Source organism: Variovorax sp. EBFNA2, assembly GCF_033802765.1.
In the GTDB taxonomy this organism is placed as follows: Bacteria; Pseudomonadota; Gammaproteobacteria; order Burkholderiales; family Burkholderiaceae_C; genus Variovorax; species Variovorax paradoxus_H.
This window is the reverse complement of sequence record NZ_CP138496.1, coordinates 4,088,760-4,106,666: the sequence shown is the minus strand read 5'-3', so window position 1 is coordinate 4,106,666 and position 17,907 is coordinate 4,088,760. Positions and strand designations below refer to the sequence as shown.

Below are 17,907 nucleotides of genomic sequence, written 5' to 3'. Positions count from 1 at the left end.
CGGCAGGCGGCGGCAGATGAAGTTTTTGTGACAAACGACATTCCCGGGCGCGCTGTTCCGTCTTGGTTTCAGAGCTTTCGTGACTGTCCGATGCCCCTTCTGTTGTTGTCTTCTCCCGGTCCCCGCCTGTCCTCGTGGGCGCCGTTCCTGCTCGTCCTGGCGTTCGCTGCCCTGGCGGGTGCGGCGCATGGCGCGCCGCCCGAGGCCACCGCGAGTGGCGTCTTCCTCAACGCCGCCGGCGACGTGCTGACCGCGCGCCATGCGGTGGCGGACTGCCGTTCGCTGTTCGCCCTCAAGGGCGCGCAGGTGGCGCAGGCCCGCGTGATCGCCGAGAGCGAGGCGCTCGACGTCGCGGTGCTGCGCACCACCCTCACGCCGTATCTGCACGCGACGCTCGCGACAAGCGAGCGCACGTCGGCAGCGGGCAGCGTGGGCGTGTTCGCCGAGGCCTACGCGGTGCTGCAGCGCATGCCCGACCGCACCGCGTTGCTGAGCAACGCTCTGACCGTGCCCGCCGTGTCCGGCGCAGAAGGCCTGCACCTGCTGTCGGGCGTGCAACCCGGCGCCAGCGGCAGCGCGGTGCTGGGCGCCGACGGCCTGCTGCTCGGCGTGGTGGTCGAGCGTGTCGCCGCCGCGCCGCATGCGTCGGGCATGGTGCTCAGCCGTGCGGCCTCGGCCGCGGGCGTGGGAGGCGGCGTGACGCGGGTGCGCGCGGTGCCGGCCTCGCGCCTGCGCGACTTTCTGGACACCCACGGCATCGCCTACACGCACAGCCGCGAACCGCAGCTCAGCCCGCAGCAGTCGCCCGGCGCGCGGGCCTCGACCCTGTCGGTCGGCGTGCTGTGCGGTTGAGCGTTCTTCTTTCGACTTTCCCTGGAACCTCCATGACCTCTTCTTCCGACACGACCCGCGGCTGGCGCCGCCTGCGACTGGCGCTCGGCTGGCTCGGCCTCGGGCTGTCGGCGGCCGCCGCGCCGCTCGCGGCATCCGCGCAAACACAGCCGCAGGTGCCGCAGCACTGGATCAGCTACGCCAACCTCGCGAGCAACCAGCTGCAGTCGTCGCTGAGCGACCCGGCCAGCGACACCGTGGTGCGCCTGCACACATGGATGCAGGACCGCGTGCTGAAAGAAGGCCAGCCCGTGCCGCCCGCGCCCGTGGTGGTGCGCGTGTGGGTCGCAGGCAGCGGCAAGGTCGAGCGCGTGGCCTTCGATTCGCTGGGCGATGCGCAGGCCGACACCGACCTGCGCGCGCTGCTCACCGCGCAGCCGCTGGCCGAACCGCCGCCGCGCGACATGCGCCAGCCGATGGTGCTGCAACTCACGCTGAGCTTTGTCGCGCGCACCTGAGCGATCGCGCCGGCGCCTTTGTACGGCGCTGCTGGGCCTTGCGGCCGTCGCGCCGCTGCACGCCGCCATGCCGTGGCCCGTGCCGGGGCTCGCGGCATTGGTCAAGGCCTACGGGCCGGCTGTGGTCCACATCGGCGTGGAGCGGCCATCGGTGCCGGCGCGCCGCTTCAGCGACCGCTGGCTGCTGCGCGCGCCGCCGGCAGAGGCCGACGACAGCAGCCTGGGCAGCGGCTTCCTCGTGAGCGCCGACGGGCTCATATTGACCAACGCGCACGTGGTCGCGCACGGCACGCAGATCCGCGTGAAGCTGCCCGACCGGCGCGAGTTCCAGGCGCGGCTGATCGGCCTCGATGCGCTGGCCGACGTGGCGCTGCTTAAGATCGACGCGACAGGCTTGCCCACGGTGCGCATCGGCGACCCGGCAGGCGTGGAACCGGGCGACGGCGTGGCGGCCATCGGTTCGCCCTACGGCTTCGGCAACTCGGTGACGGCCGGCATCGTCAGCGCCAAGGGGCGGCTGCTGCCGGGCGCGGAGTCGATGCAGTTCCTGCAGACCGACGTGCCGATCAACCCCGGCAACTCGGGCGGGCCGCTGTTCAACCTGCGCGGCGAGGTGATCGGCATCAACTCGCGCATCTACAGCCGCAGCGGCGGCTACCAGGGGCTGTCGTTCGCCATTCCCATCGACGCCGCCATGCGCATCAAGGACCAGCTGCTGGCCACCGGCACCGTCACGCGCGGGCGCATCGGCGTCGCGGTGCAGGAGGTGGGGCAGGCGCTGGCCGACACCTTCCGCCTGCCGCGCCCGGCCGGCGCGCTGGTCACCGACGTGGAGCCGCGCGGCGCGGCGGCGCGCGGCGGGCTGAAGACCGGCGACGTGATCCTGTCGGTGCAGGGCCGCGAGGTGGTGCAGGCGGCCGATGCGCTCGGCTTCATCGCCGAGCAGGTGCCGGGGCAGCGCGCGCGCCTCATGGTGTGGCGCGACCGCGCCGAGCATGTGGTCGAAGTGAAGGTGGAGGGCTACGACACGCCGCGCCTGCAGGGCGATGCGGCGGCGGCTTCGATGCCGTCGCGGCTGGGCTTCGCGGTGCGTCCGCTGGCACCGGCCGAGCGGCAGTTTCTGCGCGTGGAGGGCGGGCTGCTGGTGCAGCGCGTGAACGTCGCGGCATCGCGCGCGGGCGTGCAGCCGGGCGACGTGATCCTGGCGCTCAACGGCCAGCCGATCGACAGCGCCGAGGCGTTGGCGCAGGCGCTCGATGGGGCCGACGGTTCGGCGGCCTTGCTGGTGCAGCGCGCGGGGGCGCGGATCTTCGTGCCGATCTGCGCGCGGCCGGGGTCGCCGAAGTGCTGAGAAGGCGTCGCGCTGACCGGCCAAGTCATCCGAACGTCATGCAGCGAACCTAGCATCCGCTTCGACATGCCCCCGGGCCGTGGCTTTCGCCGGGCGTATCGAACTCATGCGGCATGCCCCTCTTTCTCTTCCCCTTGTCTCCCTGGCCCTCCTTGCGCTGGTCGCCTGCATGACCGCCCCGTGGACGACCGCCCGCGCGCAGTCCGACGCGGCGCCCCGTCGGCCGCACGAAACGCGCATCGCCTTCGACATCGCGGCCCAGCCACTGGCCGCGGCGCTGGAGCAGTACGGCCGCGTGACGGGGCTGCCCGTGTTCTTCGATGCCGAACGCGTGGCCGGACGCCATGCCGCGCCCGTGCACGGGGTGTTCGATGCGCAGGCCGCACTCGATGCGCTGCTCGCAGGCACGGGCCTGGTCGCCGACGACGCCGGTGTGGGAGCGACGACCGCCTTCGTGCTCAAGCTCGCGCCTGCTGTGCCGAAGCCGGCACAGCCGATCGACGCGGTGCGAACCGCACCTGCGACTGTTGATCGCGGCTACGACGGGCTGGTCCAGACCCGCATCTGGGAGGCCCTGTGCGCCCACCCGCGCGCGGCGCCGGGCGGCTACCGCGCCGCGATGCGTTTCGTGATCGATGGCACCGGCCGCATCGCCCATGCCTTCCTGCTGCACACCAGCGGCGACCGTGTGCGCGACGACGCGATCCTCGACACCCTGCGGCAGTTGCGCATCGACCGCGCGCCGCCGCCGGACATGGCGCAGCCGCTCACGATGTTGATCCTGCCGCGCTCGCAGACGCCCGGGCTCGAATGCCCGGTGCGGCACTGACGCCATCGCCATGCCCGAGAACGCGCTGCCCGCATTGCGCGACTTCCTGGTCGCGCGCTACGACGAGCTCAAGCAGCGGCTCGCGCGGCGGCTGGGCAACGCCGAGCGCGCCGGCGATGCGTTGCAGGACACCTGGCTGCGCCTGGAAAGCCGCGACGACATCGACGGCGTGCAGGACCCTGCCGCCTACCTGTTGCGCGTGGCCGTCAACCTGGCCTACGACCAGGTCGCGAAGCAGGGGCGCCTGGCCACGTCCGACGAGATCGAGGCGCTGCTCGACGAAACGCCCGACCCCGCGCCGGGGCCCGCGCAGATCGCGCAAGACCGCGCGGAACTGGCCGCGCTGCGCGCGCTCATCGAGCGCCTGCCGCCGCGGCGCCGGCAGGTGCTCGTGATGGTGCGCTGGCAGCACCTGCCGCAGCGCGAGGTGGCGGCGCGGCTCGGCATCTCGCTGCGCACGGTCGAAAAGGAACTCAAGGAGGCGCATGACCACATCGCCGCCCGCATGGGCCGCGCGGACCGCGTGCCCGACGCGAAGGAGCGGCATGAAAAATAAACTGCGGTTCACCGCCTCGAGAGCCGTCTCTTGGGTATGCCAAATCTTTCAACGCGCACGGGTTGACGCCCCGATGACCCCGCCCGATGCACACGCCCAGGCCTTGCGCGAAGCGCAGGCCTGGCTGCGCCGGCTGTCGTCCGGCGCGGCCACGCAGCACGACGTCGAAGGCTTTCGCCGCTGGCGCGACGGCGACCCGCTGCACCAGCCCGCGCTCGCGCAGGCCCGGCGCCTGTGGCAGGCGCTCGACCCGGCCATCGGCGGCATGCCGGCCGAAATTCAACGACCTTCCGTGTCGTCGCCGAGGCCCGTGGCCGCGCGCCGCGCATTCCTCGGCGCGGCCGTGGGCGCGGCCGGCGCCGCGGGCGTGGCGGTGGTTTCTCCGCCGCTGGGCCTGTGGCCGTCGCTCGGCGAATGGAATGCCGACTACCGCACGGCCACCGGCGAGCAGCGCGCGGTGCAGGTGGCCGAGGGCGTCGACCTGACGCTCAACACGCAGACCAGCGTGCAGCGGCGCAGCGTCGAGGGCCGCGTCGTCGGCATCGACCTGATCGCGGGCGAGGCGGCGGTCGATCTGGTGGCCGGGCCGCAGCCCTTCGGCGTCGTGGCGGGCGCGGCCCGCAGCGAGGCGCAGGCCGGTCGTTTCGAGGTGCGCTATCTCGCGGGCCGGGGCTGCGTGACCTGCCTCGAGGGGCGCGTGCGTGTCACGCACCCGAGCGGCACGCGCGAGTTGCAGGCCAGCGAGCAGGTGCTGTACGACGCGGGCGCGCTCGGGCCGGTGGCGGGCGTGGCAACCGGCCAGGCCTCGGCCTGGCGCAGCGGCGTGCTGGTGTTCCGCCAGACGCCGCTGGCGCATGTGATCGACGAGATCAACCGCTACCGGCCGGGCCGCGTGGTGCTGCTGGCGCAGCGCCTGGCGGGGCGCGAAGTCAGCGGGCGTTTCGCCATCGCTTCGCTCGACACGGTGCTGGTGCAGATCCAGCGCTCGTACGACCTGGAGGCGCGCGCGCTGCCGGGCGGCGTCCTGCTCCTTAGCTGATGCATGTGACAGCCTGATTGGCCCTCGCGTGCGCTCAGGATTGCTTCAGAAAGTTAGCGGTTTTGTTTGCGTTCCCCGGTCTGTCCCGTAAGGGGCACGGATTCCGTGCCTGTGCATTTCATTCTTTACGGGTCGCCAGATGAACACACACGAGGGACACCGCAGCCGCCGCCAGGGCGCTGCCGTGCATGCGAGGAGCTTCCGGATTTCGCCGCTGGCGCAGGCCATGGCGCTCGCGCTGGCCGCCGGCGCAGCCACTGCGCCGGCCCACGCGCAGCGCGCCTTCAGCCCGACCTGGTTCAACGCCAAGGGCGCGGCGCAGGCCAACGCCACGGCCACCGGCCTGATGCCCAACGGATCGCCGGCGGCGTACCTCACGAGCCCGCTCGCGCAGCAGCAGCGCGCCGGCGAGCAGCTACAGAAATCGATCGGCAACCTGAACCTCGCGGCGCGCGGCATTGCGGCGCAGCAGGCGGCACAGGAGGCCGCGCGGCGCGCCGCGCAGAACGACCCTTCGGTGCCCGACGGCCTGGCCGAAGGCGGCCTGAAGGTCGACACGAATTCGCTGACCGCCGGCTGGTCGAATGCGCGCGCGCTGACCGGTGAGTCGCAGAAGCAGGTCGATGGCCGCACGGTCGTCACCGTCGAGCAGACGGCCGACAAGGCCATCCTGAACTGGGAGACCTTCAACGTCGGCAAGAACACCACCGTGGCCTTCGCGCAGCAGAAAGACTGGGCGGTGCTCAACAAGGTGAACGATCCGCAGGCGCGGCCTTCGCAGATCCAGGGGCGCATCAAGGCCGACGGCACGGTGATGGTCGCCAACCGCAACGGCATCGTGTTCAGCGGCAGCAGCCAGGTCGACACGCGCAACCTCGTGGCCGCGGCGGCGCAGATCGACGACGCGCAGTTCCAGGCCCACGGCGTGTACGCCAACGGCAACGCGCCGAACTTCAAGAACGCGCAAGGCCGTGTCGAGGTGCAGGCCGGCGCACGGCTTTCGACGCCCGCGCCGGGCTCGGCCACGCAGGGCGGCGGCTATGTGCTGCTGCTGGGCGCCGAGGTGCACAACGCCGGCGAGATCGCTACGCCCGGCGGGCAGGCGATGCTGGCGGCGGGCGACAGCTTCACGATCCGCAAGGGCGTGGGCACCGACGGCAACCTGGGCTCGACCACGCGCGGCAACGAAGTCGCGGTGACGCTGGCCACGAACAGCCCGGCGGGCACGGTGCGCAACACCGGGCTGATCCAGGCGCCGACCGGCGACGTCACGCTGGCCGGCCGCGAGGTGGTGCAGGGCGGCGTCGTTCTTTCCAGCACCTCGGTCAACACGCGGGGCACGGTGCACCTGAACGCGATCGGTGCGACGGGCCAGGTCACGCTCGGCGAAGGCAGCACCACGGCCATCGTGCTCGACACCAGCGGCGCGACCGCGCTCGACAGCCAGCGCACCGGCCTCATGGCGCCGGCGGTCCAGCTGGGCGCCGGCAACATCATGCTGGCGGGCAACGACCGCCGCGACCTCTCGCGCGTCGACATCGCCAGCGGCGGCACGGTCGAGTTCCAGGCCGACTCGCTCACGCTGGCCACGGGCGGCCAGGTGGTGGTCGACGCGAAGCAGCGCAGCCTCGTGCGCGAACGCGCGCGCATCGACGTGTCGGGTGCGGTGGGCGTGAAGCTCGCGATGGAATCCAACAACATCAAGATCAACGTGCAGGGCAACGAGCAGCGCGACGCGCCGCTCAACCGCGACACCAGGAACCTCAACAACAACGACCTGTGGATCGACCGGCGCTCGCTGGTCTTCGTGCCCGGCGGCACCGGCGGCTACCAGGGCGAGCGCTGGTACACCGGCGGTGGCCTGCTCGAGGTGGGCGGCTACCTCGGCACGCAGGCGCACGGCGTGGGCGAATGGATGGCGCAGGGCGGCGTGGTGGGCTTCAGCGGCGGCGAGCTGGTCACGCAGCGCGGCGCCAGCATCAACATCTCGGGCGGCACGCTCGACGTGCTCACGGGCAAGCTCAACCAGAGCTGGCTCAAGGGCGCCGACGGGCGGCTGTACGAAGTGTCGAAGGCGCCGGGCGACCTGCGCTACACGGGCGTCTACAAAGGCTTCGAGGACGAACACGCGCGCTGGGGCAAGAGCACCACCGGCTTCTTCTACAACCCGCTGATCGGCCCGCAGACGCGGCTGGAAAGCGGCTACACCGTGGGCCGCGATGCCGGCCTGCTCGTCGTCGGCACGCAGGCCGCGGTGCTCGAAGGCGAGATCGTCGGCGAGACCTTCCAGGGCGACCGGCAGACGCAGGCGCGCCAGGCGGGGCTCGACGGCTACCAGCAGTCGACCGGCGCGGTGGCGCAGCGCGGGCAGTTCGTCGTGGGCCGCTACGACGCCTACTACGACAAGGCGACCGGTGTGATCCACCGGCGGCTCGACAGCGCCGGCATCAAGCACGTCGTGCTCGGCGATGCCGCCGACGGCATGGCCGCGGGGCTCGACCTCGCGACCGCGTTGCCCGTCGAAGGCCGCGACACGCTGGTGCTCGACGCAGCGCAGCTCAGCGGTTTTCGCCTGGGCGCGGTGCGCCTCGCGGCCACCGACAGCATCGCGGTCGACACGGCGCTGCAGGCGGGCGACGGCGGCAATATCACGCTGTACAGCCCGGGCGTGAAGGTCAACGCCGACCTCGTCGCGCGCGGCGGCAGCATCCAGCTGGGCAACGTGCTCGAACAGGTCAGCCTCAACTACCTGAAGGACACGAGCACGCTCACCGCGCCCCCCGGCGGCACGACATCGGTGGTGCTCGCGGGCGGCGCGACGCTCGACACCCGCGGCCTGTGGACCAACCTGCTGACGAACCCCGTCGATGCGGGCGGCGTGGCGTATCGCAACGGCGGCAGTGTGTCCGTGCGCAGCACCGGCGACGTGGTGCTGGGCACCGGCAGCGTGGTCGATGTGTCGTCCGGCGCGGCGCTGCTGGCCAAGGCCAAGCCGCAAGGCGGCAAGGGCGGCAGCGTCACGCTCGAGGCGGACGGCGCCAACAACGCCGGCAGCGGCCATGTCGCGCTCGACGGCGCGGTGCTGCGCGGCCATGGCGTGGACGGCGGCGGCGCGCTGACCGTGCAGACGATGCGCATCGCCATCGGCGACACCTCGGGCATGGCGCAGGCCGACACGTTGATGCTCGACGCCGGCTTCTTCGACAAGGGCTTCAGCCGCTATGCGCTCATCGGCAACCACGGCCTGGCCGTGGCCGACGGTGCGCAGGTCGACGTGACGATGCCGGTGTACCGCTTCGGCGCGAACGCGCAGGACATCGTCACCGGCAGCCGTCCGGCCGACGCGCTCGAGGTGTGGACGCCGCCGCTCTACCAGGAAGACGCCACCAAGGCCGTGCTCACGCAGCGCAAGGGCGCGAGCCTGTCGCTGCAGGCCGGCACGCCGACCACGCTCGCCCAGGAACTGCCGACGGTGCAGGCCGTGGTGGGCAAGGGCGCGGCGATCCAGGTCGACCCGGGCCAGGCCATCGAGCTGCGCAGCGCCGGCCAGCTCACGGTGGACGGCACGCTGCGCGCGAACGGCGGGCGCATCGTGCTGAAGACGGTGGACATCGCCGACCTCGAGGCCGACATTGCCAACGCACACGCCCATGCCCGCTCGATCTGGATCGGCGGGCAGGCGGTGCTCGACGCATCGGCGCACGCGGTCGCCGCCACCGATGCCAACGGCAAGCGCTACGGCCTGGTGCGCGACGGCGGCAGCATCGTGGTCGGCGGCGAGATCGATGCGGTGTCTAGCAAGACCACCGCGTCGCAGAACTTCATCGTCGTGCGGCCGGGCGCGCTGCTCGATGCCTCGGGCACGCATGCAATGCTCGACGTGCCCGGCCTGGGCGCCACTGACGTGGCCAGCAACGGCGGCAGCATCTCGCTCGCGTCGTACAACGGGCTGCACTTGGACGGCACGCTGCGCGCAGTCGCAGGAGGTGCACGCGCGGCCGGCGGCACGCTGGCCGTGGTGCTCGACACGCCGGGCCTGCGCCTGCACCTGGACCCGCTGCAGCAGGCGGAAGACCGGGTGCGCCGGCACCGCGTGCTGGTGCTGGGCGTGGAACAAGGCGCACCGCTCGCGCCCGACACCCTGCAGGCCAGCGTCGACGACGGCGCCCTTGCCTACGGCCAGGGCCGGATCGGCACCGACACGGTCCGCCGCGGCGGCTTCGACAACCTCTCGCTGTTTGCCGGCTCCACGCTGGCGTTCGAAGACGGTGTCGATCTGCGCATGCGGCAGAGCCTGCAGATCTACGCCGGCGGACTTGCGCTCGGCACGGACGCGCCCGACGACGCACAGGTGTCGCTGGCGGCCGCGCAGGTGCGGCTGGCCGGCGCAATGCCGTCGTTCACGCGTGAAGTCCAGTCCTCGCCGGTCGCCAGAGGCGGCATGGTGCGCGTGCCCTCCGGCGCCCGCCTCGACGTGGCGGGCGACCTGATCGACATCCGCGACGGCATGGGCTTTGGCGTCAGCGGCCAGGTGGCGATGCGCGACAGCGCCAGCGAATCGCCCGTGGTCGACTTGGCCGCCTTCGGCCACGTCGCGCTGGCCAGCACCGGCGACCTGCGCTTGCTGCAAGGCGCGTCCGACGTCGGCATTTCCACCAGCCTGGTCGTGCCCGGCAGCTTGACCCTGCGCGCTGCGCAGATCTACCCGGCCACGGGCGTGGTGGCGCTCGTGTCCGCGGGCATGGCGCCCGACGGCACCTACCGGCCCGACACGGTGCTGCGCATCGAGGGCACGGGCGCCATTCCGGAGGTGCCGTACTCGGCGTTCGGCAACCTGTCGCTGCGCGCCGACGTCATTGAACAAGGCGGCGTGGTGCGGGTGCCGCTCGGGCAACTGACGCTCGGCGACGAGCGCACCACGCAGGTCAGGCTGCTGCCCGGCAGCCTCACGTCGGTGAGCGGCGCGGGGCTGAACATGCCCTATGGCGGCACGGTCGACGGCATCAACTACCTGTACGACGGCAAGCAGGTGAAGCTCACCGGCGTGGGCGCGGGCGACGTCTACAAGCGCAACCAGACGATCGGCCTCACGTTCATGGGGGCCAGCGTGCAGGGCCAGGAAGGCGCCACGCTCGACCTGTCGGGCGGCGGCAACCTCACGGGCGCGGGCTTCGTGAGCGGACGCGGCGGCTCGACCGACGCGCGCTTCAGTCCGCTGATGCAGGTCGGCACGCACGGCGGCTTCACGCTGCCGGGGCTCGCGACCAACCCGGTGTACGCCATCGTGCCCGGCGTGCAGCCGGCGGTGGCGCCCACGGGCGCGGAGAAGGGCGCGGTCGATCCGCTCGTCGGCCAGCACATCACCATCGGCGCGGGCGTGCCGGGCCTGCCCGCAGGCACGTACACGCTGATGCCCTCGACCTACGCGCTGCAGAAGGGCGCCTTCCGCGTGGAGTTGAACGGCGCGGCCGGCCGGGGCGCGCCCACCGGCACGCTGGCGATGCGCAACGGCTCGTGGCTCACGGCCGCGCAGCTGGGCGTGGGCCGCACCGGCATCGGCGACACGCTGTTCCGCCAGGCCATCGTGACCTCGGGCGACGTGCTGCGCAGCTACTCGCAATACAACGAGATGGGCTACGCCGACTTCGTGCGCGCCGACGCGCTGCGCGTGGGCGTGCCGCGCGCCATGCTGCCGGCGGACGCGCGCAACCTGCACCTGAATCTCGCACCCGGTGCGGGCGCCGACGCCTTCCGCTTCGACGGCACGGCGCGCTTCCGGGTGGACGCGGGCGGCCGGGGCGGTTCCGTGGTGGCCACGGCCAGCGAGGCGCAGCGCGGTCTCGAAATCGTCGCGGCCGGCACGCCGGCGACGGCGGGCTTCCAGGGTGTCACGCTCGACGCCGGCGCGCTCAGCGGCATGGGCGCGGCGCGCCTCGTCATCGGCGGTCTGCAGGGCGCCGACTACGGGCAGGGCGGCAACGTCATCCAGACCGGCGACGGTACGTGGAGCGTGGTGCTGCGCCAGGGGGCGGTGCTGTCCGCGCCCGAGGTATTCCTGGCCGCGGTGGGCGTGACCGAGGGCTCGCCGCTCAGCGTGGTGGTCGAGCAGGGCGCGCGCATCCACACGCTCGGCCGCGGCAAGGCCGCGTATGACGCCGACGACGGCTTCGTCTATGCCGCGAACGACCAGATGCTGATGGTTTCCAACGGCCGGGTGAGCACGCTGCCGGTGCCGCAGACCCAGTCCACGTCGGACAACCGCAGCCTGCAGATCGGCGTGTGCGCCAGCGCGTCGTGCAGCGGGCAGACCGAGCTGTATTCCGAAGGCACCATCGCCATGGTGACGCCCGACCGCTTCGAGATGAACGAGGCGGTGCGCTACGGCACGCGCCACCTCACGCTGGCAGTGCGCGGCATCAACGTGGGCGACAGCGCCGCGCTGGCTGCCGCCGCGCAAAGCAACACGCTGCCGCCGGGCTTGGCCATGAGCCAGGCCCTGCTCGACCGCCTGCTGCGCGGCGACCGGCAGTACGGCGCGCCCGCGCTCGAGACCCTGGAGCTGAGCGCCAGCGGCGGCGTCAACTTCTTCGGCACCGCGGCGCTGGACACCATCGACCCCGCCACCGGCAAGGCGACGATGGCGCAGCTGGTGCTGGCCACGCCCGCCATCTACGGCCAGGGCGACGCGGGCGACGTGGCGACCATTCGCACCGGTCGCCTGGTGTGGCAGGGCGCGACCACGGCGCCTTCGGCCGTGGTGCGCGGTGGCGCGGGCACCGGCAGCGGCACGCTGAACATCGAGGCCGAGCACATCGAGTTCGGCTACGGCCCCAACAGCCAGCCGAGCGGCCTGGATGACACGGCGCGCCTGGTGCTGGGCTTTGCCGATGTGAACCTGAAGGCCAGCGAGCGCGTGAGCGCCAACCACAAGGGCAGCCTCTCGGTCTACCAGTCGCAGGGCGCGTACGAAGCCGGCAAGGGCTACGCGTACAGCGGCGGCAACCTGAACATCTTCTCGCCGCTGCTGACGGGCGAGGCGGGCTCGGTGAACCGCATCACGGCGGGCGGCGCGTTGCGCGTGGCCGCACCCGCGGGCGCGCCGGCGGCGGCCACCGGCGATGCGGCGCTGGGCGCCGAACTGAGCCTGCGCGGACGCGACGTGACGCTCGACACCGCCGTGGCGCTGCCCAGCGGCAAGCTCACCGTGAGCGCCGAGCGCGACCTCACGCTGACCGACCGCGCGGTGCTCGACCTGTCGGGCCGCACGGTGGCGTTCAACGACGTGAGCAAGTACAGCGCCGGCGGCGACGTGGTGCTCGAAAGCCTGCACGGCAACCTGCGGCAGGCGGCGGGCTCGGTGATCGACATGTCGGCGCAGAACAACCGCGCGGGCACGCTGAAGGCGATGGCGCTCGACGATGCCGGCGGCGCGGGAGGCACCGTCGACCTGCAGGGCCGCATCCTCGGCGCGAGCGGCGGCCACTACGACGCGGGCGGCACGCGCGTGCCGTTCCTGGCGGGCAGCGTGGAAGTGCGCGCGCGGCAACTCGGCGACGCCGAGTTTGCGGCGCTCAACCAGCGGCTGAACGACGGCGGCGTGTTCGGCGCGCGCAGCTTCCAGCTGCGCCAGGGCGACCTTGCCATCGGCGACGGCCTGAAGGCCGGCGAGGTGAACGTGTCGCTCGACAACGGCAGCCTCACCGTCACGGGCACCATCGACGCGAGCGGCGAGCGCGTGGGCCGCATCAGCCTGGCGGCAAAGCACCACCTCACGCTGGCCGGCAGCGCGGTGCTCGACGCGCACGGCCGCACGCTGCGCGTGGACAGCCACGGCCAGATCATCGATTCGCCGAACCGCGCAATGGTCGAACTCACGTCGAACGACGGACAGCTCATGCTCGCTTCGGGTTCGCGCATCGACCTGCGCCACGGCACCGACGCCAAGGTGGGCGGCGAGCCGGGCCAGAACGACGGCCGCGCGCGCGGCACGTTGGAGCTCAACGCGGGCCGCACCGGCGAGACCGTCGGCGACCTCCGCATCGACGCCAGCGGCAACATCGCCATCGACGGCGCGCGCTCCATCGCCGTGAACGGCATGTGGCGCTACGACGATGCGCGCTTCGGCACCGACGTCGCGGCCACCGGCCGGCCCTACCAGGTCATCGACCAGGCGTACCTCGACGCCAAGCACCTGCAGAGCACGGCCTTCATCGACCATGCGCTGGCCAACGGCGCGCTGATGAACGGCAAGCTCGCGGGCCTGAACAACGCGCGCTATGCCGATGCCTTCCACCTGCGCCCCGGCGTGGAAATCGTCAGCAAGACCGCCGACGGCGACCTGGTGGTGCAGGGCGACATCGACCTGTCGGGCTACCGTTATGCGAGCGCCAACCTGCACACGCCAAAGACCGGCGTGTACGGCTCGGGCGAGGTGGGTGCGCTCGCCATCCGCGCGGGCGGCAACCTCGACATCTTCGGCAGCATCAACGACGGCTTTGCGCCGCCGCCCGCCACGCAGGACGACGGCGGCTGGCTGCTGTTGCCCGGCGTGAACCTGCTGCGCGGCGACACCGTGCTGCCGCGCGGCGGCGTGGTGCTCGCCGACGGCACGACCTTCGAAGGCGGCGCCGGCACGCTCAACTACGACCTGCCGCTCAAGTCGACGCTCTTCGTGACCGGGCAAGTGATGCCGGTGGCCGGCGTGCTGGCCAAGGCGCTCGAACTGAAGGTGGGCACGGTGCTGAGTGCCGACGTGCGCAACGCGTCGGGCGCGCTGCTGTTCGCGGCGGGCAGCATCGTCAGCGGCGCCGACGTGACGCTGCCGGTGGGCACACGCCTGGGGGCCGGCATGCGCCTGCCGTCGGCGGCCACGCTGTCGGGCGTGGTGTGGCCCAAGGGCGTGCCGCTGCCGGGCAACGGCAAGAAGTTCGTGCTGAACGGCGCCCTCACGCTGCCGCTGGGCGCGCTGCTGCCGGCCGCCACCAACATCAAGTTGCCCGCCGGCGTGACCTCGGTGAAGCTGCGCCCGGACGGCGCCGGCAGGCTGTGGGCTGCGGCGGCGATGCTGCCCGAAGGCTCGCAGTCGTGGTCGCTGCGGCTGGTGGCGGGTGCGGACCTGAACGCGGCGGACAACCGCATCGTGCAGGTGCATCCGGCGGCGGGCCAGGGCGACCTGCGGCTGGCGGACAGCCACTACGGCATGTTCGGCAAGCTGTTGCCACCGAAAGGCGGATTCGGTTGGTCTGCGCAAGCGGTCGAGGAACTGTCCTGGAGCGGGATCACCGTCAAGGTAGGCGACCCTGTCGATCCGGCCATCGTGGGCGACGTGGAGTCCTTCTGCAAGGACGTGCCGGACTATTGCGTGTCCAACAGCAAGCCTGAATACGCGATGGTCCCTGGCAGCGCGCGCTTCAGCGTGGTGCGCACCGGCGCGGCCGATCTCGACCTGCTGGCCGCCGGCAACCTGCGCATGGATTCACTGTTCGGCGTGTACACCGCCGGCGCCTCGTCGCAGGCCACGCATGCCGGCGACCCCTACAACCTGTCGCGCGCGGTAGGCGCCAACGGCACGGTGCTCAACGACGCGAACGGCGGCTACGAGAAGTTCGTCGACGGCGGCGCGCAGAACCTGGCACGCGCCTGGTACCCGGCCTCCGGGGGCAACCTGACGCTCCAGGCTGGCGGCGACCTGACCGGCGACATGACGCTGATCGCCGGGGGCACGGGCTCGAGGCGACCGAATCCCGCCGACAAGGGCTTCAGCAGCGGCGCCATCGGCAACTGGCTGTGGCGCCAGGGCACGGGCGAGAGCCTCGGTGGCGGGCAGGACCAGCCCACGGCGTGGTGGATCAACTTCGGCTCCTATGTCGGCGCGAACGGAGCGGCCGACACCTTGCTCGGCTTCACCGGCTTCGGCACGCTGGGCGGCGGTGACCTGCGCGTGGACGTGGGCGGCAACGCAGGCCTGCTGGCGCGGCGCGGCGCCAGGATCGATTCGTCCACCGACAGCCGGCGCAGCCAGGGCCTCGTGCTGGCGGTGGGCGGCACCGGCCGCGTGGCGGCCGACGGCCGCCTGAGCCTCACGGGTGGCGGCGACGTGCAGGTGCGCGTGGGAGGCGCCCTCAATCCGCTCGACACGCCCTTCGTCGAGGGCACCGGCGGCGACGCCGACGCGGGGCTCAACGGGCTCATCGTCAACCTCCGGGGCGACGTGCAGCTGCAGGCCGGCACCCTCGGCAGCCTGCCCCTGATCTATGGTCTCTCCGAGCGGGCACAGTCGCCCCGCGAGGCCCGCGCCTACGACCTGTACACCGCGACCCGCGGCATGGCGCAAGGCGGCATCGTGCTGGCGCCGGGCGATGCGAACTACACGCTCGCCACGCGCGGCGACCTGGTGGTCAAGGGCGTGATCGACCCCACGCGCGTGGACCTCGCCAATGCCACGCCGTTCAGCGCGAACGGCCTCGCGGGACAAGGCCAGAGCTGGTTCACGCTGTGGACGCCGCACACCGCCCTGGGCCTCTTCGCTGCGGGCGGCAACCTGGTACCGGTGACCGGCGGCGCGGGCGTGCCCGCGACCGACTCGGCATTCGTATACCCGTCGATCCTGAGCGCGGTGGCCGCCAGCGGCAGCCTGTTCTACGGCGACGCCGCGACCTTCCAGGGCACCGGCACGGGCACGCCGCTGGTGCTGGCGCCGTCAGCCCGTGGCGCGCTCGAGTTCCTGGCCAGCGACTCGATCTATGCGGGCGGCAACACCGTGAGCCCATCGGGCGCGGCCGCCTCGGCGCTGGCGACGCCGCTGCACCCGGCCTTCCAGGGCACGACCGGCGACGGCACGGTGCTCGGCAACCTGTCGGGTGGCAACAACCTGGACGGCGGCGGCATGCGCCCGCTGTTCGCCTTCGGCCCCAACACGGTGTCGGGTGAAGCGGTGGGCACGCAGCCGGCGCGCTTCTACGCCGTGCACGGCGACCTGGTCGGCGTGAGCAGCGGGCGCATCCTGCGCTTCGGGCCTGACGACGCGACGCGTGCCGGCCAGACCTGGTACGAGGGCGCGCAGCCGGTGTGGATGCGGGCCGGGCGCGACATCGTCGCGAGCGGCACGCCCGTCGGGCAGACCGAGGCCTCGGGCGGCCAGGCGCAGACCTCCTACGAGAGCACGGGCAACCTGTTCGCGCACGCAAGGCCGGGCGACATCTCGGTGGTTTCGGCAGGCCGCGACATCCTGTTCAGCACCTTCAACGTGGCCGGCCCCGGCACGCTGGAGATCACGGCGGGCCGCGACATCCGCATGGAGAACAAGGCCTCGGTGAGCAGCCTCGGCGCGGTGGTGCCGGGCGACAGCCGGCCCGGTGCGGGCATCGCCATGCTGGCCGGCGTGGGCTCAAGCGGGCCCGACTACAGGGGCTTCGCGCAGCGCTACCTGGACCCGGCCAACCTGATGCAAAGCGGCCAGCCGCTGGCCGACCAGGCCGGCAAAGTGGTGAAGAACTACAACGGCACGCTCACGCTGGGCGACTGGCTGCGCGCCGAGCATGGCTACAGCGGCGACGAGAACGGCGCGGCGGCGTGGATGGCGCAACGCCAGGCCAGCCTCGACGCGGACACCGGAACGCCGCGCCGCGTGCTCGCCAACGACTACCGCCAGGCGAGCCAGTTGTACCTGGTGAACTGGCTCGAAGCCTCGCAGGGCTACAGCGGCAACGGCGGTGCACAGGAGGCGCTCGTCTTCTTCAACGCGCTGCCGTCCGAGCAGCAGCGCAGCTACCTGCGCGGCGTGTACTTCGCTGAGCTGAAGGCGGGCGGCCGCGAATACAACGACGAGGCTGGTGTGCGCTACGGCAGCTACCTGCGCGGACGCAACGCCATCGCGTCGCTGTTTCCGGGGACCAGCTACAGGGGCGACATCACGCTGTTCGGCTCGGCCGGCGTCAACACGCTGTTCGGCGGCGACATCGCGATGCTCACGCCGGGCGGGCGCCAGGTGTTCGGCATCGAGGGCACGGCGCCCCAGGCCGTGGGCACGCTGATTCCGGGCGTCATCACGCAGGGCGCGGGCGACATCTCGCTCTACGCATTGGGCAGCATCCTGCTGGGCCAGAGCCGGATCATGACCACCTTCGGCGGCAGCGTGCTGGGCTGGTCGGCCGAGGGCGACATCAACGCGGGCCGCGGCTCGAAAACCACCGTGGTCTACACGCCGCCCAAGCGCGTGTACGACCGCTGGGGCAACGTGGTGCTGTCGTCGGACGTGCCGAGCACGGGCGCGGGCATTGCCACGCTGAACCCGATTCCCGAAGTGCCGGCCGGCGACATCGACCTGATCGCGCCGCTGGGCACCATCGACGCGGGCGAGGCCGGCATCCGCGTGTCGGGCAACGTGAACCTGGCGGCGCTGCAGGTCGTGAACGCCGCCAACGTGGCGGTGCAGGGCAAGAGCACGGGGCTGCCGGTGGTGACGTCGGTGAACGTCGGCGCGCTGACCAACGCCAGCGCCGCGGCGTCGCAGGCCACCGCGGCGGCGCAGGACGTGATGCAGCGCGAACGCGCGGCGGCGCGGCAGAGCCTGCCGTCGGTGTTCTCGGTGCGCGTGCTGGGCTTCGGCAACGAGCCCGCGTCCGGCGCGCCCGAATCGCCGGAGGTGCGGCGCAAGCCGGCGGAGCAGGCGAGCTACGACCCGTCGGGGTTCGTGCAGATGGTCGGGCACGGTGCGCTCACCGACGCGCAACTCGCCCGTCTGAACGAGTCCGAACGGCGCGGCCTGCCGCGCGGCCGTTGAGC

General features: G+C 72.3%; 7 protein-coding genes. All 7 read left to right on the top strand.

Annotation, left to right across the window (positions count from 1 at the left end; genetic code table 11):
* Positions 1-90 precede the first annotated feature (90 nt).
* The 7 genes from RZE79_RS19405 (at position 91) to RZE79_RS19375 (ending at position 17,905) form a co-directional block, all read left to right on the top strand.
* Positions 91-852 carry a serine protease gene (locus RZE79_RS19405; protein ID WP_319356079.1) on the top strand — a complete coding sequence of 254 codons (762 nt, stop codon included), beginning with the start codon at positions 91-93 and terminating at the stop codon, positions 850-852.
* Between the two features lie 32 nt (positions 853-884).
* Entirely contained in the window at positions 885-1,349 is a 465-nt protein-coding gene (locus tag RZE79_RS19400; protein ID WP_319356077.1) for a YbaB/EbfC family DNA-binding protein, read from the top strand.
* Positions 1,333-2,700 carry a trypsin-like peptidase domain-containing protein gene (locus tag RZE79_RS19395; protein WP_319356076.1) on the top strand — a complete coding sequence of 456 codons (1,368 nt, stop codon included), beginning with the start codon at positions 1,333-1,335 and terminating at the stop codon, positions 2,698-2,700. Before RZE79_RS19400 ends, RZE79_RS19395 begins: the two co-directional genes overlap by 17 nt.
* A gap of 169 nt (positions 2,701-2,869) precedes the next feature.
* Positions 2,870-3,529 (top strand): secretin and TonB N-terminal domain-containing protein, encoded by a 660-nt coding sequence (locus RZE79_RS19390; RefSeq protein WP_319356074.1) that lies wholly within the window; start codon positions 2,870-2,872, stop codon positions 3,527-3,529.
* 10 nt (positions 3,530-3,539) lie between these two features.
* Positions 3,540-4,085 (top strand): RNA polymerase sigma factor, encoded by a 546-nt coding sequence (locus RZE79_RS19385; protein WP_319356072.1) that lies wholly within the window; start codon positions 3,540-3,542, stop codon positions 4,083-4,085.
* A 73-nt stretch (positions 4,086-4,158) separates the two neighbouring features.
* Positions 4,159-5,124, top strand: a complete 966-nt coding sequence (locus tag RZE79_RS19380; RefSeq protein ID WP_319356070.1) for a FecR domain-containing protein — start codon at positions 4,159-4,161, stop codon at positions 5,122-5,124.
* Between the two features lie 139 nt (positions 5,125-5,263).
* Positions 5,264-17,905 (top strand): filamentous haemagglutinin family protein, encoded by a 12,642-nt coding sequence (locus RZE79_RS19375; RefSeq protein ID WP_319356068.1) that lies wholly within the window; start codon positions 5,264-5,266, stop codon positions 17,903-17,905.
* Positions 17,906-17,907 lie beyond the last annotated feature (2 nt).